Consider the following 23318-nt stretch of genomic DNA (forward strand, 5'->3'; position numbering starts at 1 on the left):
TGTTTTTATTATGAGAGCATTCTAATTTCTATTTTTTAGAAGAATCCAACCTTTATTACTTACTTTAGTATTGGTATCAGGCTCTGTCCATTCTAAAATGTACCAATACGAGCCACTAGGAAGAGGTCTGCCGTTTTCTGTTCCATCCCAAATGTAGCTAGTAGAATTTTCATTGCTGAAAATTTTCTTTCCAAAACGGTCAAAAATGAGAATTTTCACCTCTTTTTTCACTCGTAAATCTGAGTAATCTAGGACATCATTTAATCCGTCACCATTTGGAGTAATGGCGTTAAGTAGCTTAATGATGGAGAATTCATATCCTTTAACTGTACATTTTTTACTGTCTCTTACGTATACTTTTTGCACGCCTCTATTGAGATTGTAAAAAATGTTAGAAGTCTGCCAATTGATTTGGTCTAAAGAATATTCATAAGGTGCAGTTCCACCCGAAACATTTACGGTAATGCTGTTTCCTTGTTCTATCACGCTGTCAATTACAGGGGCTGCTGCTTCTGAAATCGTAAAAGATTGCTTGTAAACACAACCATTTGTAGAAGTAAGTTCTACATAATGCGTTCCTATTCCATAAGTAGCATTGTGGAGTGTTTCTCCTTCGGTTCCATTGCTCCATTTGTAATAAATGAAATTGGTACCTGCATCTACCTCAGCGGTGGTGTTTTTACAAATAGTTTTATTTTGTAAATCAAAAGAAGCTTTTGGAGTTTTAATATTTACCGTAATTTTCGCCCAATTCGGACAAGAATTTGCTTGTTCTAATCTTAAGAAATAAGTTCCAGTTGAAGTAATATTTTGAGTGCTTGAAATAGGATTGATATTATTTTTCGCATCATTTTCAGAGTTGAAATAAGTTATGGAAACGCTATTATCCGTGGTAAAGAAAGATTCAAATGTTTTAAGATTTACAGATTTTATAGCGTCTAAATCATCATCACACACCTCTTGAGAAAGAGTAGAAGTCAATAAAGTTACTCTATTTCCAAATTTAAACTCTAAAGGATAAATTAGAGCAGGACAATAATCAGATTCTACCCTTACAAAAATAGTTGTGTCTGTAGAAAATGACCAAGAATTGTTTAAAGCATTCGCGTTTCCAGCATTTGCATCGGTAATATTTGCGTAATATTTAGCTCGATAGATTCCTGGATTTAGAAGAATTGCAGCAGTAACTTTGTTCAGATTTACTTTGATGGTTCCATCTAAATTTTGGTCACAAAGGGTAGTATTGAATTTAGAAATATCAACAATCGCTTTTGGAGACTCTACAACTTTTACATTTTGAGTAAAAGTACAGCCGTTTTCAGAAGTCAAAATCACGGTATATTCACCTTTTCCTACATTATTAATTTGATGAGAAGTTTCCCCATTGCTCCATAAGTATGTGGAGAATTCTAGTCCACCTATATTTGCATCAAGATTTGTGGTTTCCCCTTCACAAATGGTAACCACGGGAGGTAAATTTGATCTTTTAGGTTGTCCAAAATTAAGGGTAAGAGCTGCAATGTTATCACAAATTCCAGATTTTTTAATTCTTACGTAGAAAGTAGTAGGTGTGGTTAAATTCTGTGAAGAAGCAATAGGATTTTGTTCTAAATCTGCATCATTTTTGGTAAGATAAAATTGGTGAGTATATCCAGTTTCTGAGGTAAGTTGAGGTAGATAAGTGTCTAAATTTACGGTTTCGGTATTGTTAAAATCGCTATCGCAAACATTTGTAGAATAATTAGTTACTAAAATTTTATTCCCGAAAATAAATTGAATAGGTTGAATTTCTGGAGCACAAACACCATTTTCTACTCTTACATAAATGGTGATGTCTGTATTGTATGACCAATTATTGGGCAAAGTATTGGCATTTCCAAGAGTAGCATCGGTTAAATTTGGATAATATTTTACTACAAATTCTGGTTTGTAATTGGTAATAATGGTAGCATTTAAGTCATCTAACTTAATTGGAATATTTCCGTCAAAATTTGTGTCGCAATTGTTAAAAGTTTTAGTGGCTACTATTGCTTTTTCTAGATATTCTACCAAAATAGTACCTTTTAAATTACAATTTGAATTAGAAATATTTACTTCATATTTGCCAGGAGAATTAACTGTATAAGTAGCTGAAGTTTCTCCAGAGAGTATATTTCCATCTTTGTACCATTGATAGGATGAACTAGGAGTAGAAGCATCTAAAGTCAAATTGTCTCCCTCGCAAAGTGGATTTTTTGTAGAAATCAATCTGTCTGGACCTAAATCTCTACTTCCCACAAAACTACCTGCTTTTAAAATTACTCCCGAATCGTATTTACCATTTCCTTGGTCTGCAATAACCAATTTTATATGATATTTTGTGCCGGGTATCACATTGGTTTCAGCAGTGAGAATGGCAGTTTGACCGTTAAAATTGGTTTGTGTTCTGTCTGGATTATAATGACCAAAATATTGTGAATTGCTTTCTTGACATCTTCCTCCAGAGCCTCTTACGGTTTCTGAAGTAATAGGAACATTGGTGTTAGGAACTAAAGCAAGATTTTTATAACTGGCGTCTGTAGTTTTTTTAATTAAAAATGCAAATCCATCAGTGTATCCACAGCCTCCAGGATCACCCTGTCTTAAATATTGTTCAGAAAGGAACATGTACTCAAAACTAATTTTATTGGTAGTCGGGATAAAGTCAAACTCTAAAATAGTAGCATTACTTGTTCCCACAATGTTGACTGCGGTTTCTAAATCATCATCTCCCAACCAATCTGAAGGTTCAAAACTTTGTATTCCAGAAAAAACTCCAGATGATTTAGAAGCGTCACCAGTCGTAAGAAGAATCCCTTCATTGATCTCAAAACCTGAATTGTTGGAGGTGATATATCCATAGCTTTTTATTCCGTTAGAATTGTATCCCTTTAAATTAATATTAGATACAGATAAGCAAGTAGACGAGCCTATGAGTTTGTCTACCAAATCATTAGCGGTATAAGTGGTATTTACATTAATGTATTGTGCATTAATGAATGATATGAATAATAATAGTATAAAACTAAAATTCTTAGACAGACTCATATTTTTAAAACAGGGACAGCAAATTTACTTTATTATTGCCAATAATGCATAAAAAAACTCTGTAAGAATTTCTTACAGAGTTTTTTATGAGTTAAGTATTTAAAAAGAATTAAGAAAGAGCAACTCTCTTGAATCCTGTTACTTTTAAATCTCCGTTTACAGATTTTACGAAATCAGCTACAGACATACCTCCATCTTTAATGAAAGCTTGGTGTACTAAAGTGTTTTCTTTATAGAATTTCTGCATTTTTCCTTTAAGGATATTATCAATAATGTTTGCAGGTTTTCCTTCTTTAGTTAAGATATCTCTTTCGATTTCTAATTCTCTGTCAATAACTTCTTGAGAAACTTGAGTTTCGTCTAAAGCGATTGGGTTCATAGCAGCAACTTGCATAGCTACAGATTTAGCAGCATCTTCAGCACCTTCTACATTAGCAGAAAGAGAAGTAAGAGTAGCGATTTTATTACCAGCGTGGATGTAAGAACCTACGAAATCACCTGCTAATTTTTCAAAAGCACCGATTTCAATTTTTTCACCAATAACACCTGTTTGTTCAATTAATTTTTCAGCAACTGAAATACCATTATAGTCAGAAGCTAAGAAATCTTCTTTAGAGTCAAAATTAAGCGCTCTTTCAGCGAAATCATGAGCTAATTTTACGAAGCTTTCGTTTTTAGCAACGAAGTCAGTTTCGCAGTTTAATGCGATTACAACACCTGCAGTGTGGTCAGCATTTACTTTAGCAATTACAGCTCCTTCTGTAGATTCTCTATCTGCTCTGTTAGCAGCTACTTTTTGTCCTTTTTTTCTAAGGATTTCAATAGCTTTTTCGAAATCTCCTTCAGCTTCTGTAAGCGCTTTTTTGCAGTCCATCATACCTGCACCTGTCGTGTTTCTAAGTTTAGCTACGTCTGCAGCAACTGGTGTATACATAATTGAAATTTTTTGTTTATTTATTTGGTAAATTTTTAGATTTGCAAAGATATGAAATTTCGTGTAAACTAAAAAGAGGGTTTTTGCGTTATATTTCTTAAAATAATTGATATTAAACTATAATGAAAAATAAACTTTTACTTCTTATTTTGCTGGTCTTTTCCACCTTTTCGTTTTCGCAAACTTCTCAGGAATTAGACAAAGCAATGCTGAGTAAAGACCCTAAAGTGATTGCGGATTTTATTAAAAAATATCCACATAATAAGAATTCGGCTTTTCTTCAAAGAAAACTAAACAGTATGACTGGGAGTGGAAATGCAGCCGCTAAACCGAGTATACAACCGCTGAATACCGAGAAATTAGAAAAACAAGTAGAAAAAAGTGAGGCAAAAGGAGAACCAGATGCTAAAGCAAAACGTACTGCCGAAGTTCTTACGCACTTATTTAATAATGACCCCAATAAAAAAGATGCTTACGTTTTGATTAGAAATAAATCTGAGTGTAACCTCATTGTAAAATTCGAAGGAAAAAAATTCTATAATCTAGATGTTCCTAAAATGGGTGAAAATTATATTCTGGTGCAGAAAGGAACGTACAGAATTACCACGATGATTTGTAATGCGCAATACGCATCGGTTAAAAATATAACACAAGATTTAGAAATCAACTTGAATGCAGCAAAAAAAGTCAGAAAATAATTTCTGACTTTTTTATTCAAATATTTTTTAGAAAAATTAACCTACAAATCTACCCATTGCAATAAATTTCTCTTGTCTGTGATTTACTAATTCATCACCAGTGAAATTTTTGAGCGATTTAATATTGGTTAAAATATTTTTCTTCACATTATTATAAGCTATTTGAGGATCATAATGAGCTCCACCAAGTGGTTCTTCTATAATACCATCGATGATTTTCTCTTTCAGCATATCTTGTGGAGTAAGTTTTAATGCATTGGCAGCAGTTTCTTTGTGCTCCCAGCTTCTCCATAAAATAGAAGAGCAACTTTCTGGTGCAATTACAGAATACCAAGTGTTTTCTAGCATGTATACCTTATTTCCTACACCAATTCCTAAAGCACCACCAGAAGCACCTTCTCCAATGATAATGGTGATAATAGAAGTTTTCATTTGGCACATTTCATAGATGTTTCTAGCAATGGCTTCACCTTGACCTCTTTCTTCGGCTTCTAAACCAGGATAAGCTCCAGGAGTATCAATGAAAGTAACAACAGGAATTCTGAATTTTTCTGCCAATTTCATTAATCTAAGCGCTTTTCTGTAACCTTCAGGATTACTCATCCCGAATCTTCTGCGCTGTCTTTCCTTAGTAGTTCTTCCTTTTTGAGTTCCGATAATCATTACACTTTGACCGTCTATTTTTGCAAGACCACCTACCATTGCAGGATCATCAGCAAAATTTCTATCACCGTGTAATTCTACAAAACTATCTTTGTCTACAATTCCATTAATAAAATCTAATGTGTAGGGTCTGTCTGGATGACGTGATAGTTGAACTCTTTGCCAAGGCGTAAGATTTCCGTAGATTTCTTTCTTTTTTTCGATGATTTTGTCTTCAATTTGGCTGCAAGCCAATTTCATATCTACACCGCTTTCTTCACCAACTAAAGAACAAGTTTGGTATTGTTCCATTAACTCCTTAATTGGTAATTCAAAATCTAAATATTCCATTTTTGTTTAGAATTAATCCTTCAAATGTAGTAAAATTTCTTGTTTGAAAGAATTATTTTATTTTTTCTATGGCTAATTTTAGCCTTGTTAAACTTTCTTCTTTGCCCAAAATTTCTAATAAATCTGGCACGTCTGGTCCTTTTAATTCCCCTACTAGAGCGAGTCTAAGTGGCATCATGACTTTCCCAAAACCTAACCCTTTTTCTTCTACTAAATGATGAATTTCTTCTTTCAAAATTTCGGATTTAAATTCTGTAGTGTTTAATTTTTCAGAAAGTTCTGTCATGATGGAAGCTGTTTCTTCGTTCCAAGCTTTTTTTAATGCTTTTTCATCATATACAACAGGTGCTTCGAAGAAGAATTTTCCTTGTGCATAAATATCTTTCACGAAAGTGGCTCTTTCTTTCATTAAACCGATAATTTTTAATAAGGTTTCGTCTGAAAGATTGATGTTTTGAGTTTCTTCTAAATTTTTAAAACTTTCTAAAAGTTCTTCATTAGACTGCTTTTGAAGATATTGGTGATTAAACCATTCTGCTTTTTCTTTAGAAAATCTTGCGCCCGCTTTGTGAACTTTATGCAAATCAAATTCTGAAGCCATTTCTTCTAGACTTAGGATTTCTTTATCATCTGAAGGTGACCAGCCCAAAAGTGCCAAGAAATTTACAAAAGCTTCTGGTAAATAACCTTCTTCTTTATAACCTTTGTATGTTTCGCCAGTTGCTTCATCATAAAAATTCATTGGGAAAACTGGGAATCCAAATTTTGCGCCGTCTCTTTTGCTTAATTTCCCTTTTCCTTCTGGTTTTAGAATTAGAGAAAGGTGTGCAAATTCTGGAGCAGTCCAACCCATTGCTTCATATAATAAAACATGTAAAGGCATTGAAGGAAGCCATTCTTCACCACGGATTACGTGGGTGATTTCCATTTCGTGGTCGTCTATAATATTAGCGAAATGATAAGTGGGCATTCCATCATTTTTAACCAAAACTTTATCGTCTAAAGTATTGGTGTTTACAGAAGATTTTCCTCTGATGATGTCTTCTAGATTTACAATTCTATCAATCGGCATTTTAAATCTTACCACATAAGGAACGTTCTGATTGATGAGTTCCTGAGTTTCTTGTTCAGAAAGTGTAAGACTATTTGTCATACTATTTCTGGTGAAATTATTGTATGAAAAAACTTCGCCTTTTGCTTCGTATTCTGCTCTTACTTTTTCTAATTCTTCGGGAGTGTCAAAAGCAATATATGCATAATCCGTTTTCAGGATTTCTGCGGTGTATTTGTCGTAAATATGTCTTCTTTCTGATTGTCTATAAGGTCCGTAGTTTCCTCCATGAATTGGGGATTCATCTGGAATAATGCCGCACCATTCTAGAGCTTTCATAATGTATTCTTCTGCACCTTCTACATATCTTGCTGTATCTGTATCTTCTATTCTCAGCACGAAATCTCCGCCTTTATTTTTGGCAAAAAGATAATCGTATAACGCTGTTCTTACACCACCTAAATGTAAAGGTCCAGTAGGACTTGGTGCAAAACGCACTCTTACTTTGCTCATTTTATGAAATTTTAAGTTGCAAATTTACGATTTTTATAGTTTTCTGATTATTATACAGTGCCTAAAATTTTTATTTCTTAATTTTGTAATATAATTTAAACTTTAAAAACATGCTAGAAATTGGTGAAAGACCTTGGGGAAAGTATTTTGTATTACAAGATGAACCTAATTTTAAATTAAAAAGAATAGAAGTTTTGCCTAATCAAAGACTTTCTTATCAGTACCATCATCATCGTCAAGAATTTTGGACAATCGTAGAAGGAGAGGCGGTAGTAGTATTAGATGGGGAAGAAAATTTCTTACAATATGGGCAGAGTATTTTTATTCCTCAAGGAGCTAAACATAGAATAGAGAATCGCAGTGATGAAGTTTTGGTTTTTGTAGAAGTACAAACTGGAACTTATTTTGGCGAAGATGATATCGTAAGAATAGAAGATGATTACGAAAGAAATTAAAATTGAAAATCCCGAAATACTCGGGATTTTTTTATTTTTTATAATTCAAGATTACTTTTTCTATAATAGCTACACATTCTAACAGTTGTTCTTTGGTAATTACCAATGGTGGAGCGAGTCTTATAATATTGCCATGAGTAGGCTTTGCTAATAAACCATTTTCTGCAAATTGCATACAAAGATTCCATGCAGTAGGTGATTCTGGAGTATCATTCACCAAAATAGCATTCAATAAGCCTTTTCCTCTTACTTGATAAATCAAATCTGTCTTAGCAATGATTTTCTGAATTTCTGCACGGAAAAATTTTCCTAATTCTTCTGCTCTTTCTGATAATTTTTCTTCTTCTACTACATCAAGGGCAGCTACTGCAACTGCGCAAGCTAATGGATTCCCTCCAAAAGTAGAACCATGCTGACCAGGATGAATAACTTGCATAATGTTATCATTTGCCAAAACTGCAGAAACAGGATACATGCCTCCAGAAAGTGCTTTTCCTAAAATAAGAATATCTGGCTGAACATTTTCATGATGACAAGCGATTAATTTTCCTGTTCTAGCAATACCCGTTTGAACTTCGTCTGCAATGAAAAGAACATTATGTTTTTTACACAATTCTGAAGCATTTTTTAAATATCCTTCATCTGGAACATAAACACCAGCTTCTCCTTGAATAGGCTCTACTAAAAATGCAGCGATGTGTTGTGCTTCATCTTCTAAAACCTTTGATAATGCTTCAATATCGTTATAAGGAATTCTTAAAAATCCGGGTGTAAATGGTCCGTAATTATTGTGTGCATCTTTGTCATTAGAAAAAGAAACGATGGTGGTAGTTCTTCCGTGGAAGTTGTTTTCACAAACGATTATTTTAGCATAACCATCTTTAATTCCTTTGACTTCGTAACTCCATTTTCTAGCGAGTTTAATGGCTGTTTCTACTGCTTCTGCACCAGAATTCATCGGGAGAACTTTGTCAAATCCAAAAAGAGAAGTGATTTTTTTCTCGTATTCTCCTAAGTTTGAATTGTAGAACGCTCTAGAGGTAAGAGAAAGTTTATGAGCTTGTTCCGTAAGTGCTTTTACAATTTTAGGGTGAGAATGTCCTTGATTTACTGCAGAATATGCTGATAGAAAATCAAAATATTGTTTCCCTTCTACATCCCAAACATATACACCTTCACCTTTTTCTAATACAACAGGAAGCGGATGATAGTTGTGAGCACCATGTTTATCTTCTAAATCTATATAATATTGAGCGTTTTTTGTAGACATAAATGTATTATTGAATTTTTACAAATTTACATTTTAATTTTAGAATTTTTCAATAAAAAAAGTTGCCTTTTTCAAGACAACTTTTTCATTTATTTAAAACATTTTAAATAATGTTTTCGTAAGATTTATCCATTACAAAATCTTCCATAAATTTAGTGGTGTAATTTCCTGCAAGATAATCAGGATGTTCCATCAATTGTCTATGGAAAGGAATAGTCGTTTTAATTCCTGCAATGTAGAATTCTTCTAAAGCACGTTTCATTTTTGCAATTGCTTCTTCTCTAGTTTGCGCTGTAGTAATAATTTTAGCAATCATAGAGTCGTAGTTAGAAGGAATGGTATATCCTTTGTAAACGTGAGTGTCTACTCTTACTCCGTGACCACCAGGAATGTTCAATTCAGTAATTTTTCCTGGGCTCGGACGGAAATCATTAAAAGGATCTTCCGCATTAATTCTACATTCTATAGAGTGTAATTTTGGATAGTAATTTTTACCAGAAATTGGTTGACCAGCTGCCAATAAAATTTGCTCTCTAATTAAGTCAAAATCTACTACTTGTTCAGTAATAGGGTGCTCTACTTGAATTCTGGTATTCATTTCCATGAAATAGAAATTTCTATGTTTGTCTACTAAGAATTCTATAGTTCCTACTCCTTCATAACCAATATATTCTGCAGCTTTTACAGCAGCTTCTCCCATTTTTTCTCTCAATTCTTCGGTCATGAATGGAGATGGAGTTTCTTCGGTTAGTTTTTGGTTTCTTCTCTGAACAGAGCAATCTCTTTCTGAAAGGTGACAAGCATTGCCATATTGGTCTCCAGCAATTTGAATTTCGATATGTCTTGGTTCTTCAATAAGTTTTTCCATATACATACCTCCATTTCCGAAAGCTGCAGTAGCTTCTTGTACAGCAGAATCCCATAAATCTCTTAGGTTTTCTGCCTTCCAAACAGCACGCATTCCTTTTCCTCCACCACCAGCTGTAGCTTTAATCATTACAGGATAGCCAATTTCTTCGGCTAATTTAGCAGCGGTTTCATAGTTAGGAACTAAGCCATCAGAACCCGGAACGCAAGGAACGCCAGCTTCTTTCATGGTAGATTTAGCCGTAGCTTTGTCTCCCATTTTTTCTATTTGCTCTGGAGTGGCACCAATGAATTTTATACCATTTTTCTCACAAATTCTTGAGAAATTTGCATTCTCTGATAAGAATCCGTAACCAGGATGGATAGCATCTGCATTGGTAATTTCTGCAGCAGCAATGATATTAGAAATTTTAAGATAAGAATCTTTACTTACAGGTGGTCCTATACAAACAGCTTCGTCTGCGAATCTCACATGCAAGCTGTCTTTGTCTGCAGTAGAGTAAACTGCTACCGTTTTGATTCCCATCTCTTTACAAGTACGAAGAATCCTCATAGCAATCTCTCCACGATTGGCAATTAATATTTTTTTGAACATCTTTTTAGAAATTTTAAATTTTAAATTTTTGAATTTTTAAATTATTTTAAAATGAAAAAGATTCACTTAAAATCTATAATTTATAATTTAAAATTACTTATGATGGGTCTACTAAGAATAACGGTTGGTCATATTCTACAGGAGAAGCGTCATCTACTAAAATTTTAACAATTTTACCAGAAACTTCTGCTTCAATCTGGTTGAATAATTTCATTGCTTCGATTACACAAACCACTGTATCATTTTTCACTTCACTACCTACATTTACGAATACATCTTTGTCTGGAGATGGTTTTCTGTAGAAAGTGCCAATCATAGGAGACTTAATGGTGATGTATTTGCTGTCATCAGAAGTTGATTCAGCTTTTGTTTCGGTAGCAGTAGCAGCTGGAGCGGCAACTGGTGCAGCTGCAGGAGCTTGATAAGCTACAGGTTGAGGTACATAACTTACTGCTTCACTACCAGCAAGTGGAGTTTTTATGTTGATTTCGAAATCTTTTGTTTTGTATTTCACTTCAGAAACACCAGCTTTTGCTACGAATCTTATAAGATTTAATAATTCTTTAGAGTCCATATATATAATTTTTTACGGCTTCAAATATAGTAATAAAACAACAAAAAACCATTCAATTTTTTATATAAATAGAATGGTTTTTTTATCGAAAAGAAAAAAGCTATGCTTTTTCTTAATTAGTCTTCAGTAGTTTCTACTTGTTTCTCTAATACTACTTTTCCTCTGTAGTATAGTTTTCCTTCATGCCAATGTGCTCTGTGATACAAGTGTAATTCACCTGTAGTTGCATCTTTTGCTAATTGAGGAACCACAGCTTTGTAGTGAGTTCTTCTTTTATCTCTTCTAGTAGATGACTGTCTTCTTTTAGGATGTGCCATTTTGTAATTCTTTAAACTTTATGTAAGATTTCTATTTTTTGTCTTTTAATTTTTTCAAAGCTTCCCAACGAGGGTCTATTTCGAGGGTTTCTTCTTCTTCAATTTCTTTGGGACTGAATTTTTCGATGAGTTCAAAATCTTCTTTTTTTACATTAGGAGAGATTTTTTTCATAGGAATAGATAATATTACTGCTTCGTAAATTGCCTGAGAAATGTTAAAAGCACTATCTCCTTGTGGGATGGTAATTACTTCTTCATTACTATCATCATATTCTTCTCCGAATTTTACCAAGAATTTTATTTCGTTTTCTATAGGATGAGTAAAAGTTTCGCTGGTGATGTCACAAACTAAATTTACTGTTCCATGGATTTTAATCAGGAAATCTAAAAAGGTAGAGTGCTTTTCTAATAATACATCTACGTCTATTTTAGCGCCTAAAAACTCTTGTTCAGTCTCGAATAAATCAAAGAACGCTTGTTCTACTTCAAATTTAAATTCGTGCTTTCCAGTCTTAAGCCCTGAAAATGCTACGTCATAATTTCTAAATTTGTCCATAAAAAATGGTGTGCAAAAATAAGTTAATTTTTTTAAATAACAAAAGTTTTATTCATTTTCTTCTGGTAAATCTTCATCTATACCATTGTCGTGAGCTAAAACTCTTGGTTTCAAGCGGTTTTCTATGAGGTCTTGATACTCGTTTCTATTTTTAAAAATTTTAATCGCTGTAAAAATGGCCTCAGAAAAAGATTGCTCATCTGCTAAATTTTTACCTGCAATGTCATACGCTACTCCATGATCTGGCGAAGTTCTGATGAAGGGCAATCCTGCAGTGTAATTTACGCCTTCTTCATAAGCTAATGTTTTAAAAGGAGCTAATCCTTGGTCATGATACATTGCTAGAACAGCATCAAATGAACTGTATTTCTCTGGTTGGAAGAAGCTGTCTGCAGGGAAAGAGCCAAAAGCTAAAATTCCTTCATTAAATAATTCTTTAATAGCAGGTTCTATAATTTCTATTTCTTCTTTGCCAATTGCACCGCCATCTCCAGCATGAGGATTAAGGCCTAGAATAGCAATTTTCGGTTTTTGGATGCAGAAATCTTCAATCAATGATTGGTTGAGAACTCTCACTTGTTCCTTTATTTTTTGTTTAGAAATATTTTTAGAAATTTCTGAAACAGGAATATGATGCGTAGAAACTGCAACTTTTAATTTTTCGGTAACGAGGAACATAAGTCCTTTTTTGCCGAATTTTTCTTCAAAATAACCAGTATGACCAGCATGTTTGAAGCCTTGCTTCATCATCTCGTCTTTATTGATAGGAGCGGTTACCAAAACATCTATTTCGCCTTTCATTAAAGCATCTGTAGCGGCTTCTAAAGAATCTATAGCCATTTTAGTAGATTCTTCAGTAGGTGTACCGAAGTCTACATTTACATTGTCTTTCCAGAGATTTACAATGTTGAGTTTGCCATTAGCGGCTTCTTTGGCAGTTTGTACATAATTAAAAGTGGTGTTAATCTTAAACACATTCTTTTGGTAAGAAAATAATTTCCCCGATCCGAAAATTATCGGCGTGAAAAAGTCAGTAATGTTTTTGTCTTTCAGTGCTTTTAGGATGATTTCTACGCCTATTCCGTTAAAATCTCCCACTGAAATTCCTACCTTAATTTTATGGTGTTTAGAATTCATTTTTAATTATCTTTGAATTTTAAAAAAAGATTGTCACAAATTTAGTGATTTTTAATTTATAAATCTTTAATCTAATATTTTTAAACTTTAACTTATATAAACAAAATATGTTTACAGGAATAATTGAAGCGACAGGAAAGGTAGAAAAATTGGAAAAACAAGGGACTAATGTTGTCTTTACTTTTAGCGGTCCTTTTACACAAGAACTTAAAGTAGACCAGAGTTTAGCGCATAATGGTTGTTGTCTTACTGTGGAATCAATAGATGGTGATTTGTACACGGTTACAGCGATTAATGAAACGCTAGAAAAAACCAATTTGGGCGAATTGAAAGTAGGAAGCGTAGTAAACTTAGAGCGTTGTATGAAAATGGATGGCAGATTAGATGGTCATATTGTACAAGGTCATGTAGATAAAACTGGCTCAATTGTTGCTATCGAAAATATTAACGGAAGTTATTATTTAACATTTACTTACGAAGAAGATGGTTCTTTTACCACAGTTCCGCAAGGTTCTATTACTGTAAATGGAATTAGTTTGACTGTTGCTGATAGCAAAGAAAATCAGTTTTCTGTGGCGATAATTCCGTACACTTGGGAACATACCAATATGAATACTTTAAAAGTGGGAGACCGTGTAAATTTAGAATTCGATATTATTGGAAAATATGTAGCCAAGCTTATGAAGAGATAAAAGATGGCATTACATAGCTATAGCTTAAGAACTAAAATTTTTATAGGATTTATGGTAGTCTGTTTTTTCAGTATCATAGGTTCTACAGCTATGTCTTATCTTATCATCAAAAAATCTACAGATGAACAGAGCGTTACAGAAATGCAAAATAAGTTTGAAGCATTAATGAAAACGCTGGATTACGCAGTAAGCCATACTAATATTACTCAAGACAAAGATTTAGTCAATATTCTCCAAAACGAAATTTACGAGATTTCAGATATTAATAAGCATGATGTAATTCTTTATGATTTACAAGGTAATTATTTGGTATCCAATAAAGAACTGAATCTTGTAGCGCAGAAAAAAATTCCTCATGAAACGTTAATGAATGTTTTGGAGTCTGACAAAAGAGTAGATGTACAAGAATACGATCAAAAAGTGGGCAGTAATGTCACCTCTTCTTATATGATTCTTAGGAATAACATGTTAGAGCCTATTGCGATTGTGTATTTCCCTTTTTATCACAATGATAATATTTATGCAGGTGCATTTAATAAATATGTTCAGTACATTATTTTGGTCAATCTTTTCCTCATTTTGTTGAGTATTTGGCTAAGTTGGGTGATTTCTAAAAATTTGACCAAAACAATTACAAGAATTTCTGAGCTCATTACCAGAACTACGCTTTTTGGTAGAGAAATGAAGCCGATTAAGTATTTTCAAAATGATGAATTAAGTGGTTTGGTAAAATCTTATAACAAAATGATTTACCAAATTGAAGATCAAAAAATGCTTTTGGCCAATAAAGAAAGAGAAGAAGCATGGAGAGAAATGGCAAAACAAGTTGCCCACGAAGTGAAAAATCCGCTCACGCCAATGAAGTTGCTCATTCAGAATTTTGAGAGGAAATTTGATAAAAATGACCCAGAAATTGATCAAAAAGTCAGAAATCTAAGTCGAAGTTTGGTTGATCAAATCGATTTAGTAGCTACTGTAGCAAGTGCTTTTTCAGAATTTGCCAAGTTGCCGCCAAAAAATGATGAATCTTTTAACTTAAAAGAAGAATTAGAAAATTTGGTAAGAGTTTTCAATGATGATGGTAATATTTATTTCCATGCGAATAAAGATATGATGCCGGTGAGAATGGATAGAATTTATCTTTCTAGAATTTTCACCAATATGATTACCAATGCAAAACAAGCCGTTTCTGAACAAAGAAAATCCATCATCAATATAGATGCAGAACTCTTCAATAAGAAAATCATCATCGTTATAGAAGACAACGGAATTGGTATTCCTAAAGATAAATTAGAGCAAATCTTCGAGCCTAATTTTACGACCAAAAATTCTGGAATGGGACTCGGTTTAACCATGGTCAGAAAAATGATAGAAGAGTATAAAGGCGAAATTTCCGTGAAATCCGAAGAAGGAAAAGGAACCAAATTCACCATCATTCTTCCAACAAACGTTTAATTTTTTACTTTTCTCATTGAGAATTTCTTTAAAATGAAACCTTTTCGATTTCAAAAATTTGATATTATACAGCATAAAAATGTTTTCCGAGTAGGAACAGACGGTGTTTTGCTGGGAGCTTTATGCAAGGTTGAAAATGCTCAAAGAATCTTAGAAGTAGGAACGGGAACAGGTTTGATTTCTCTAATGCTTGCTCAGCGAAATGCAAATGCTGAGATTACTGCTTTAGATTTAAATGAAGATGCGGTGAATTTGGCTCAAGAAAATTTTAAAAATTCTCCGTTTTCAAAAAGATTACAGGTTTTTCATCAAGATTTTAAAACTTTTGCGTCGCAAAAAGAATATGATTTTGTGGTTTGTAATCCACCTTTTTTCGAGGAAAATAATTCTGTGAAAGATATTTTAGCGAGACAACAAGTAGAACTTACTTTTAGAAATTTAATACAAAAAACAGCTGACGTTTTATCTTCACTAGGAATTTTTTCAGTAATTATTCCTTCGGAATCTGCACAAGAATTTGAAAACTTAGCTGAAGATTTTGATTTATATTTGGTAAGAAAAGTAAATATTTTCGGTATTGAAAACGGTGTTTTAAAACGAAATGTTTTAGAATTTTCTAAGAAAAAATCAGCATTGGAAACTCTTGATTTTACGATAGAAAAAAGTCCGAGAAAATACTCGGACCAATATTTAGAACTCACAAAAGAGTTTCATGTTTTTGGAAAATAAAATTATTCAAAAAGTTCTACGGTGTTCATCACCTTAACTCCGCCATCTTCGCATTTAATCGCTTCTCCAGGGAAATTTTGAATCATGTGGTAATCGTGAGTCGCCATCAGAACTGCACAGTTTCTTTCTAAAGATACTTTTTTCAATAAATTCATAATATCGTTAGAAGTTTCTGGGTCTAGGTTTCCTGTAGGTTCGTCTGCAAGAATCAATTCTGGATGATTTAGTAAAGCTCTTGCAATAGCAATACGCTGCTGTTCACCACCAGAAAGTTCATGAGGCATTTTGTGTTTTTTCGTTTTCATGTCTACACTGTCTAGAACCTCGTTTATTCTGTCGTCCATCAGGTTTTTATCCTTCCAGCCAGTAGCTTCTAGCACGAAACGCAGATTTCTTTCTACACTTCTATCCGTCAATAATTGAAAATCTTGAAAAACAATGCCTAATCTTCTTCTAAGGTTAGGAATATCTGATGCTCTTAATTTTTGTAAATCAAATCCTACTACTTCTCCGTTTCCTTCTTTTAAAGGCAAGTGTCCGTACAAAACTTTTAACAATGAACTCTTTCCAGAGCCTGTTTTACCAATAAGGTAACAGAAAGTACCTCTCTTAATATGTAAATTCACATGAGATAAAACGGTAAAGTTTTTTTGTACAATTTTCGCGTCTTGCAGCGTAATGATGTCTTCTCCGTAGGTGTTATGATGTGGCATAATGATTATAAATGATGGTTGATTTTTCTTGATTGATAAGAAGGCTTACTTTTTTATCAACTTTCAAAAATAAGGAAAACCTTTTTTTTATCCTAAATTTTAAGGAAATTTTAACAACAAAAAATGCTCGGAAAGTAAATTTCCAAGCATGTCTTTTATAATAAAATCAAAAGAAATTATTATCTCTTAGCTCTTGCGTCGCTAATCGTTAATCTCTTTCTGCCTTTTGCTCTTCTAGCAGCTAATACTCTTCTACCATTTGGAGTAGACATTCTTTCTCTGAAACCGTGTTTGTTTCTTTTCTTTCTTTCTGATGGCTGGAATGTTCTTTTCATTACTTCAATTTATAATGGGTCCGTAATTATTCTTCTTTTTGAGGTTGCAAAGATATGTTTTTTTTTATTTTCTGCAAATTAATTTTAGAAATAATTAAGTTTTTTTTGAGTAAATGGAATAAAACTTTTCTCAATAACTATTTTTAAGTGATTTTAATGATTGTACTTCTTCAAATTCTGTTTAATATGATTCTGAAAATCATTTTATAAATGTTGAGCGTTCAAACATCATCTTTGAGGTTTCGAGATTTTGGAGTAAAAAAATTATCTTTGCACCATAAATTTTTACAATGTTTACAGAAAACCAACTTACAGAAATCAGAAGCCTTTTGCAACCGAATAAAAATGTAGTGATTATCACGCATTACAATCCAGATGGTGATGCAATTGGGAGTAGTCTTGGTTTAAAACATTTTCTTAAAAATTTAGGAGTTGATGCTACGGTAATTGTTCCGAATGATTTCCCGAAATTTCTAAAATGGATGCCCGAAGCAAAAAAAATAGTCATCGCAGAGTACAAACGTAAAATTGCTGGCGAAGCGATTTATCATGCAGATGTAATTTTTTGTTTAGATTTTAATGCTCCTTCTAGAATTGGAATGTTAGGAGATTGGCTCACGAAATCTTGGGCGAAAAAAATCTTGATAGACCATCATCAGCAACCAGAGCATTTCGATTTTGTCTATTCTAATACCAGTATTCCCGCAACTTGTCAGATGGTGTATCATTTCATTGAAGCTTTGGGAAAAGAAGATTTGGTAAATCAAGACGTGGCAGAATGTCTTTACACGGGAATTATGACTGATACTGGAGGTTTCCGTTTTCGTTCTACTTCTGCAGATACACATAGAATTGTAGCGAATTTAATAGAAAAAGGCGCTGATCCTTCTATGATTACGTCTAATACTTGGGATACCAATACGGTTTCTAGATTACATCTTTTGTCGTTGATTTTAGGAAGAATAGAATTGGTAAAAGATGGAAAAGTGGCGATTCTTTATTTAAAACGTGACGAATTAAAAGAATTTGGTTTCGAAAAAGGAGATACAGAAGGGTTTGTAAACTACGGATTGAGTATTGCAGGAACTAAAATGTCTGCTTTTTTCATGGAAGATTTATATGAAGATTTCATCAAAATTTCTTTCCGAAGCAAAGACGATGTAGATACCAATGCATTTGCGAGAGCTCATTTCCATGGAGGTGGACATATCAATGCATCTGGAGGTAAATATTTTAAAAATATCCACGAAACCATTGAAGATTTTAAATCGAAGATTGAGAATGAAGATTTTTAAACAATTTTTCGCAGAGTTAAAAGACTACATTTCTGAATTTCTGAATGGTAGCCGTGAAGAATGGCAGTATAGAATCTCTGGTTTGATTGGTGTTTTGTCCATTTTACCATTTATATTTTTTATATGGAAACCTTATGAACCAGATTTTGTTAAAAGTTTGTCAAGATTTTATCAAAAATTGATAAGATATGCTTCGGCTCTAGCTTTTTATTTTTTAGTATTTCATTTATCACAGTTTATTTTGAAATCATTTTTTAATAAGAAAATTAAGAAATAAAAATCTTAACAAATCCTAGGCAATTGCTCACCAATTAAAGGATTTACCACGCGTTTTCCGCCAAAAGCACTTTCCATAATGACTTTTCCGGCGTGTTCTTCGGTGATATAACCGATTTTCGAAGCGTGATGATTAACTCTTTGTAAAATTTCTAAAACTTCGTCTGAAATTTCATCGTCGCAAACACAAAGAAATGTTCCTTCATTCGCAACGTACATTGGGTCTAAACCTAGCAATTCGCAAGCGCTTTTTACTTGTCTTTGTACTAGAATTTTTTCTTCAAAAAGATGAATTCCGAGGTTGCTTTCAGAAGTAATTTCATTGAGAACAGAAGCTAAGCCGCCTCTTGTTGCATCTCTTAGGAAATGAATTTTTTCACCAAAATTTTCGATGAGTTTTTTGACTTCAAAATTGAGATTTTTAGTGTCGCTCAAGATTTCAGAATCGAATTTTAAACCTTCTCTTTCGCTCATAATTGCCATTCCGTGAGAAGCGATGTCTCTATTGATGATGATGGTTTGGTTCGGTTTTATGTATTCGATTCCGATTTTTGCATTGTCATAAATTACACCAATTCCCGAGGTGTTGATGTAGATTTTGTCGCCTTTTCCGCGTTCTACCACCTTAGTGTCGCCTGTTACAATTTGTACACCTGCTTTTTCGGTGGCTAATTTTATAGAATGAATGATTTTTTCAAAATCTTCCATTGCAAAACCTTCTTCAATAATAAACGAAAGCGATAAATATTTGGGTTCTGCACCACACATCGAAATATCATTTACCGTTCCGAAAACCGCCAATTCGCCAATATTTCCTCCTTTGAAAAATATAGGAAAAACCACAAAACTGTCGCTAGAAAATGCTAACCTTCCAGATAATTCTAGAAAAGCACCATCATGTTTTTTGTTTAAGATTTCGTTTCCTAAATTTTTAAAAATAAGGTTATTGAGAAGTTCGGTCATCTTTTCGCCGCCACTTCCGTGCTGAAGGTTAATGCTTTCTGGCATGATGCTTAATTTTTAAATTTTAATTAAGATAATGCTGCTTTTTTTCTTACATCTCTGTTCCAAATCCAGTCTCCCAAAGTGATGGCAGCGTTTATCATATAAAAAATATATTTGGCAATATTTGCAATATTCAGTTGTAAAAATGCTTTAATCAGCTGTACAACGTTATAAATGGTCCAACTTAAAAACGTGGTCTCGTATTTAAGCGCCGAACTGAAATTGGCGCCCAAAGAAAGTCCGAAAGTGATAGAAACGATGTTGAAAAACAATAAATCGTCTCTTCCTCCGAAGATTTCCGTTCCTATGTAAACCAGTAAATATCCTAAAACTAAACCTACACTATTGATGAGGTAATAGTTGATGTCTATTTTTCTAATTTTTTCACCTTTTTTCCATTTAATCACTGCGAAATAAGTGATGATAAAGGTTAAAGGATAGGTAATTGCTGCGGAATGATTTCCTAAAAAGTAATCAATCGTTCCCGAATTTATAGTGGTAAAAACGCCAATAATATTGCCCACATTATTTTGTTTGCCCACAAATCTGGTAGAGAGTAAAGAAAAAACGGCTCCGATGGTAGAGAAAATTCCTAGAGGAAAAGCACCTTGTTTGATGAGTGCGATTTGCTCTGAAAAAGGAACGTCGAACTTTACATTTCCTTGGAAATAATAAGTGAGATGATATTGATTATAGATGCTGATAACGAGGACTAATGTTGCTCCAAATAGGTCTAAATATTTAGATTGCACAAAGGAACGAACTGCTTTTTTTAGGTGAATCATTTTTAAGTTTTATCACAAAATTCTTATAAAGTTTTAACAAAAATAAGAAAATCGTGATGATTACCTAGTTTTCGGGCTCTAATTCTAAATCTTCTCCCATTAATTTCAGGGCGTCCATCGTTTTTTTTGCTTCATCTTCATCAATTATTCCGATAGCGGCACCTACGTGAACGAGAACATAATCGCCAACTTTGGCTTCTGGAACCAAAGCGAGATTTACCTCTTTTCTGATGCCTTCAAAATCTACACTTCCTATTCTAAAGACTTCGTCTAGCTGAGAAGTAATGTTTTCTAATTTTCCTGGAATGGCTAAACACATAATTTTCTTTGTTAAGTTGATGATTTGTAAAGTTGTAAAACTGTAAAAAATAATTCTTTCGAGATTTTACGATTTTACAATTTTGCTTCTTAAAAATTCATACCAAGCTTCCATTCCTTCTCCTGAAGTAGCTGAAACTTCAAAAAATTGGATATTTGGATTTACTTTTTTTGTGTTTTCTTTCAGTTTTTCTACATCAAATTTTAAGTATGGTAATAAATCAATTTTATTGATAATACAAATATTAGAACTGTAAAACATATCTGGATATTTCAGAGGTTTATCTTCTCCTTCTGTGGTAGAAATAATGACTACTCTTTGGTTTTCTCCTAAATCAAACATGGCAGGACAAACTAAGTTTCCTACATTTTCTATCATGAGTATAGAATTTTGTTTTGGTTTTAGTTCTTTTAAAGATTTGGCAATCATTTCTGAATCGAGGTGGCATCCTTTTCCAGTGTTGATTTGAAGAACAGGAACGTTTAACGCGTGTATTCTGGCTGCGTCATTGGTGGTTTGTTGGTCCCCTTCTATTACAGAAAATTCTATTTCACCTTTTAAGTCGGCGATGGTTTTTTCTAAAAGCGAAGTTTTCCCAGAACCAGGCGAAGAAACCAAATTCATTGCGAAAATATTTAAAGCTTCAAAAAATCCACGGTTTCTTTCTGCAACTAATTGATTTTGGTGAAGAATATCTTTTTCTAGTTCTACAATATTTACATCATGATGATGGTGGTGATCATGATTGTGGTCGTGATGATGATGTTCGTGGTCATGATTATGTTCATGTCCATGTTCGTGATGGTGTTCATGACTGTGGGAGTGATCTCCATGATGATGTTCATGAGAATGAGTATGACCATTGTGATGATGGTGAGTATGACGGTTTTCTCCCATTTTTGTTAAAGTAATTCCGTTTTCGTTGGAGCTACATCCGCAAGTTGAGCACATATGTTTAAATTTTAGCTGATAATTAATTTTTTTATTTTCATTTCTTGTCCTGTAATGATTTCCTTAAAAGGACTTCCGCAGCGTTCACAGGAATCATAAATTTTAGAAATCTCGAATTCATGATTGCACTCTGCGCATCTCGCAAAACCATCTGGTTCTGTAATGTGAACTTTAGCATTTTCTAAAACACTATCCTTCATGCATTGTTCCCACGCAAATTCTAAAGAAGGAATTTCAATGCCAGAAATTTTGCCAATTTCTAGGTAAATTTCTTCTACTTTTTTGCCGTTAATTTTCTCAACTTCTTGAGTGGCAGTTTTTAAAATAGAGGTTGCAATTGAAAGTTCGTGCATTTTTTTGTTAAATCATATGTAACAAATCTACACTTTTCTGATTAATTTTTTAAATGATTTTTGTGTTTTTAATAGGACTTTTATATGATTTTAATCAGTAACAAAAGTAACATATGTTTAATAAAGTCACTGTTTATGGGATGTTTTGTTTAAAATAAATTTAAAATAATTATAAATAACATAATGTTTTTCGTTTGTATTTCAAAAATTTTCTAATTTTAGAAGGATTAATAAAAAATAATATGGGGACTAAAACTTCAACCAATGAAACTTATCTTCAGAGTATTGAGAGACAAGGATATTCTAGAAGAGATTTCATGAAATTTGTTGCCTTTATTGGCGCATACATGGGTATCGAAAGTTCAGCTCTTGGTCAAGTAGCCAAAGCATTAGCTACTACACCAAGATTACCTGTAATATGGGAGCATTTCCAAGAATGTACCTGTTGCAGTGAGTCTTTTATCCGTTCAGACCATCCTATCGTAGCGGATATAATTCTTGATAAGATTTCATTAGATTACACTTTAACATTGATGGCGGCTAGTGGTCATCAAGCAGAAGCTGCGAAAAAATCTACCATGGAGAAATATAAAGGAAAATATATTCTTTGTGTAGAAGGTTCTGTTCCTCTAGGAGATGATGGTAATTATTGTGTAATTGCAGGAAGAACAGCTATAGATATTCTAAAAGAATCTGCCAAAGACGCTGCTGCTATCATAGCATGGGGAAGCTGTGCAACTACAGGTTGTGTACAAGCAGCAAAACCTAATCCTACTGGTGCGGTTCCTATTAATAAAATTATTACAGATAAACCGATTATCAATGTTCCAGGTTGTCCTCCAATTGGTGAGGTAATGGCTGGAGTGATTGTACATTATGTAGCATTTGGTAAATTACCAGAATTAGATGCTGCAGGAAGACCAAAAGCTTTCTATTCTAAACGTGTTCACGATAGCTGCTACAGAAGACCTTATTTTGATGCTGGTCTTTTCGTAGAAAGTTTCGATGACGAAAATGCTAAAAAAGGATATTGTCTATATAAAGTAGGCTGTAAAGGACCATCTACTTATAATACCTGTGGTAATATGAAATGGAATGGTGGCATTTCTTACCCAATTCAGTCTGGTCATGGATGTCTAGGATGTAGTGCAGATAAATTCTGGGATGCAGCAGATAGTTTCTATTCTAGAGACATTTCTGCAATAGGTGGTTTCGCAGAGAGTAATGCTGATACTGTGGGTAAAGTTGCTCTTGGTGGTGTAGTTGCCGGAGCTGCAATACATGCCGTAGCTTCTAATATTTCTAAGAGAAAAGATTTAGAAAGAAGAATAAAAGAAGCAGAAGAAAGTGAAAAAAAATTAGCTAAAGACAAGATTTAAAAATT

General features: G+C 33.3%; 25 protein-coding genes. 8 read left to right on the plus strand and 17 right to left on the minus strand.

The window, feature by feature from the left end:
* Nucleotides 1-21 precede the first annotated feature (21 nt).
* Together C3729_RS09405 and tsf are read right to left on the minus strand one after the other, a co-directional pair.
* Nucleotides 22-3066: a choice-of-anchor L domain-containing protein gene (locus C3729_RS09405; protein ID WP_104793901.1), complete on the minus strand. Its 3045-nt coding sequence runs from the start codon at nt 3064-3066 to the stop codon at nt 22-24.
* A gap of 109 nt (nt 3067-3175) precedes the next feature.
* Nucleotides 3176-4000 carry a translation elongation factor Ts gene (gene tsf / locus C3729_RS09410; protein WP_069798828.1) on the minus strand — a complete coding sequence of 275 codons (825 nt, stop codon included), beginning with the start codon at nt 3998-4000 and terminating at the stop codon, nt 3176-3178.
* A gap of 122 nt (nt 4001-4122) precedes the next feature.
* On the opposite strand from tsf, the gene C3729_RS09415 reads away from it, so the two are divergent.
* Complete coding sequence (locus C3729_RS09415; RefSeq protein WP_104793902.1) at nt 4123-4698, plus strand: DUF6759 domain-containing protein; 576 nt, start codon at nt 4123-4125, stop codon at nt 4696-4698.
* A 36-nt stretch (nt 4699-4734) separates the two neighbouring features.
* Here the strand turns inward: C3729_RS09415 and C3729_RS09420 are convergent, their stop codons facing one another.
* Both C3729_RS09420 and gltX read right to left on the minus strand, forming a co-directional pair.
* A complete protein-coding gene (locus C3729_RS09420) occupies nt 4735-5691 on the minus strand; it encodes an acetyl-CoA carboxylase carboxyltransferase subunit alpha (RefSeq protein WP_104793903.1) in 957 nt (318 codons plus the stop codon).
* A 52-nt stretch (nt 5692-5743) separates the two neighbouring features.
* Entirely contained in the window at nt 5744-7255 is a 1512-nt protein-coding gene (gltX, locus tag C3729_RS09425) for a glutamate--tRNA ligase (protein ID WP_104793904.1), read from the minus strand.
* Nucleotides 7256-7365: 110 nt separating this feature from the next.
* Between gltX and C3729_RS09430 the strand changes: the two genes are divergently transcribed.
* The gene (locus C3729_RS09430) at nt 7366-7710 is read left to right on the plus strand and encodes a phosphomannose isomerase type II C-terminal cupin domain (RefSeq protein ID WP_104793905.1); all 345 of its coding nucleotides are present in this window, start codon (nt 7366-7368) and stop codon (nt 7708-7710) included.
* A 31-nt stretch (nt 7711-7741) separates the two neighbouring features.
* On the opposite strand, the gene rocD is transcribed toward C3729_RS09430, so the two are convergent.
* The 6 genes from rocD to pdxA all read right to left on the minus strand — a co-directional run bounded on the left by rocD (nt 7742) and on the right by pdxA (nt 13026).
* Nucleotides 7742-8980 (minus strand): ornithine--oxo-acid transaminase, encoded by a 1239-nt coding sequence (gene rocD, locus C3729_RS09435; protein ID WP_104793906.1) that lies wholly within the window; start codon nt 8978-8980, stop codon nt 7742-7744.
* 103 nt (nt 8981-9083) lie between these two features.
* Nucleotides 9084-10442 carry an acetyl-CoA carboxylase biotin carboxylase subunit gene (gene accC, locus C3729_RS09440; RefSeq protein WP_104793907.1) on the minus strand — a complete coding sequence of 453 codons (1359 nt, stop codon included), beginning with the start codon at nt 10440-10442 and terminating at the stop codon, nt 9084-9086.
* Nucleotides 10443-10539: 97 nt separating this feature from the next.
* The gene (gene accB / locus C3729_RS09445; RefSeq protein ID WP_104793908.1) at nt 10540-11016 is read right to left on the minus strand and encodes an acetyl-CoA carboxylase biotin carboxyl carrier protein; all 477 of its coding nucleotides are present in this window, start codon (nt 11014-11016) and stop codon (nt 10540-10542) included.
* Between the two features lie 116 nt (nt 11017-11132).
* Entirely contained in the window at nt 11133-11333 is a 201-nt protein-coding gene (gene rpmF / locus C3729_RS09450; RefSeq protein ID WP_069797844.1) for a 50S ribosomal protein L32, read from the minus strand.
* Between the two features lie 31 nt (nt 11334-11364).
* A complete protein-coding gene (locus C3729_RS09455; RefSeq protein ID WP_104793909.1) occupies nt 11365-11889 on the minus strand; it encodes a YceD family protein in 525 nt (174 codons plus the stop codon).
* Nucleotides 11890-11937: 48 nt separating this feature from the next.
* Nucleotides 11938-13026: a 4-hydroxythreonine-4-phosphate dehydrogenase PdxA gene (gene pdxA, locus C3729_RS09460; RefSeq protein ID WP_104793910.1), complete on the minus strand. Its 1089-nt coding sequence runs from the start codon at nt 13024-13026 to the stop codon at nt 11938-11940.
* Nucleotides 13027-13133: 107 nt separating this feature from the next.
* Here pdxA and C3729_RS09465 point away from each other — a divergent pair, with 107 nt between their 5' ends.
* The 3 genes from C3729_RS09465 to C3729_RS09475 are packed head-to-tail and all read left to right on the plus strand — an operon-like array spanning nt 13134 to nt 15902.
* Nucleotides 13134-13718: a riboflavin synthase gene (locus C3729_RS09465; protein WP_104793911.1), complete on the plus strand. Its 585-nt coding sequence runs from the start codon at nt 13134-13136 to the stop codon at nt 13716-13718.
* A 3-nt stretch (nt 13719-13721) separates the two neighbouring features.
* Nucleotides 13722-15173 (plus strand): sensor histidine kinase, encoded by a 1452-nt coding sequence (locus C3729_RS09470; protein ID WP_104793912.1) that lies wholly within the window; start codon nt 13722-13724, stop codon nt 15171-15173.
* Between the two features lie 33 nt (nt 15174-15206).
* The gene (locus tag C3729_RS09475) at nt 15207-15902 is read left to right on the plus strand and encodes a tRNA1(Val) (adenine(37)-N6)-methyltransferase (RefSeq protein WP_104793913.1); all 696 of its coding nucleotides are present in this window, start codon (nt 15207-15209) and stop codon (nt 15900-15902) included.
* A 2-nt stretch (nt 15903-15904) separates the two neighbouring features.
* Here the strand turns inward: C3729_RS09475 and C3729_RS09480 are convergent, their stop codons facing one another.
* Together C3729_RS09480 and rpmH are read right to left on the minus strand one after the other, a co-directional pair.
* Nucleotides 15905-16615, minus strand: a complete 711-nt coding sequence (locus C3729_RS09480) for a cell division ATP-binding protein FtsE (RefSeq protein ID WP_069797856.1) — start codon at nt 16613-16615, stop codon at nt 15905-15907.
* Between the two features lie 179 nt (nt 16616-16794).
* Nucleotides 16795-16950 (minus strand): 50S ribosomal protein L34, encoded by a 156-nt coding sequence (gene rpmH, locus C3729_RS09485; protein ID WP_069797858.1) that lies wholly within the window; start codon nt 16948-16950, stop codon nt 16795-16797.
* A 290-nt stretch (nt 16951-17240) separates the two neighbouring features.
* Between rpmH and C3729_RS09490 the strand changes: the two genes are divergently transcribed.
* Nucleotides 17241-18245, plus strand: a complete 1005-nt coding sequence (locus C3729_RS09490) for a DHH family phosphoesterase (protein WP_104793914.1) — start codon at nt 17241-17243, stop codon at nt 18243-18245.
* On the plus strand, nt 18232-18522 hold the full coding sequence (locus C3729_RS09495; RefSeq protein ID WP_104793915.1) for a hypothetical protein: 291 nt from the start codon (nt 18232-18234) through the stop codon (nt 18520-18522). The genes C3729_RS09490 and C3729_RS09495 overlap by 14 nt, the downstream gene beginning before the upstream one ends.
* A gap of 5 nt (nt 18523-18527) precedes the next feature.
* Here C3729_RS09495 and hypE read toward each other — a convergent pair whose 3' ends face one another.
* The 5 genes from hypE to hypA all read right to left on the minus strand — a co-directional run bounded on the left by hypE (nt 18528) and on the right by hypA (nt 21934).
* Nucleotides 18528-19529 carry a hydrogenase expression/formation protein HypE gene (hypE, locus tag C3729_RS09500; RefSeq protein WP_104793916.1) on the minus strand — a complete coding sequence of 334 codons (1002 nt, stop codon included), beginning with the start codon at nt 19527-19529 and terminating at the stop codon, nt 18528-18530.
* Between the two features lie 23 nt (nt 19530-19552).
* Nucleotides 19553-20311, minus strand: coding sequence for a nicotinamide mononucleotide transporter (locus C3729_RS09505; protein WP_104793917.1), 759 nt, complete (start codon nt 20309-20311; stop codon nt 19553-19555).
* Nucleotides 20312-20375: 64 nt separating this feature from the next.
* Nucleotides 20376-20630 carry a HypC/HybG/HupF family hydrogenase formation chaperone gene (locus C3729_RS09510; RefSeq protein ID WP_104793918.1) on the minus strand — a complete coding sequence of 85 codons (255 nt, stop codon included), beginning with the start codon at nt 20628-20630 and terminating at the stop codon, nt 20376-20378.
* Nucleotides 20631-20696: 66 nt separating this feature from the next.
* Nucleotides 20697-21581 (minus strand): hydrogenase nickel incorporation protein HypB, encoded by an 885-nt coding sequence (hypB, locus tag C3729_RS09515; protein ID WP_104793919.1) that lies wholly within the window; start codon nt 21579-21581, stop codon nt 20697-20699.
* Between the two features lie 11 nt (nt 21582-21592).
* Nucleotides 21593-21934 (minus strand): hydrogenase maturation nickel metallochaperone HypA, encoded by a 342-nt coding sequence (gene hypA, locus C3729_RS09520; protein WP_104793920.1) that lies wholly within the window; start codon nt 21932-21934, stop codon nt 21593-21595.
* 242 nt (nt 21935-22176) lie between these two features.
* Between hypA and C3729_RS09525 the strand changes: the two genes are divergently transcribed.
* Nucleotides 22177-23313 (plus strand): hydrogenase small subunit, encoded by a 1137-nt coding sequence (locus C3729_RS09525; RefSeq protein ID WP_104793977.1) that lies wholly within the window; start codon nt 22177-22179, stop codon nt 23311-23313.
* Nucleotides 23314-23318: the final 5 nt, after the last annotated feature.

The organism is Cloacibacterium normanense (genome assembly GCF_002943105.1).
GTDB lineage: Bacteria > Bacteroidota > Bacteroidia > Flavobacteriales > Weeksellaceae > Cloacibacterium.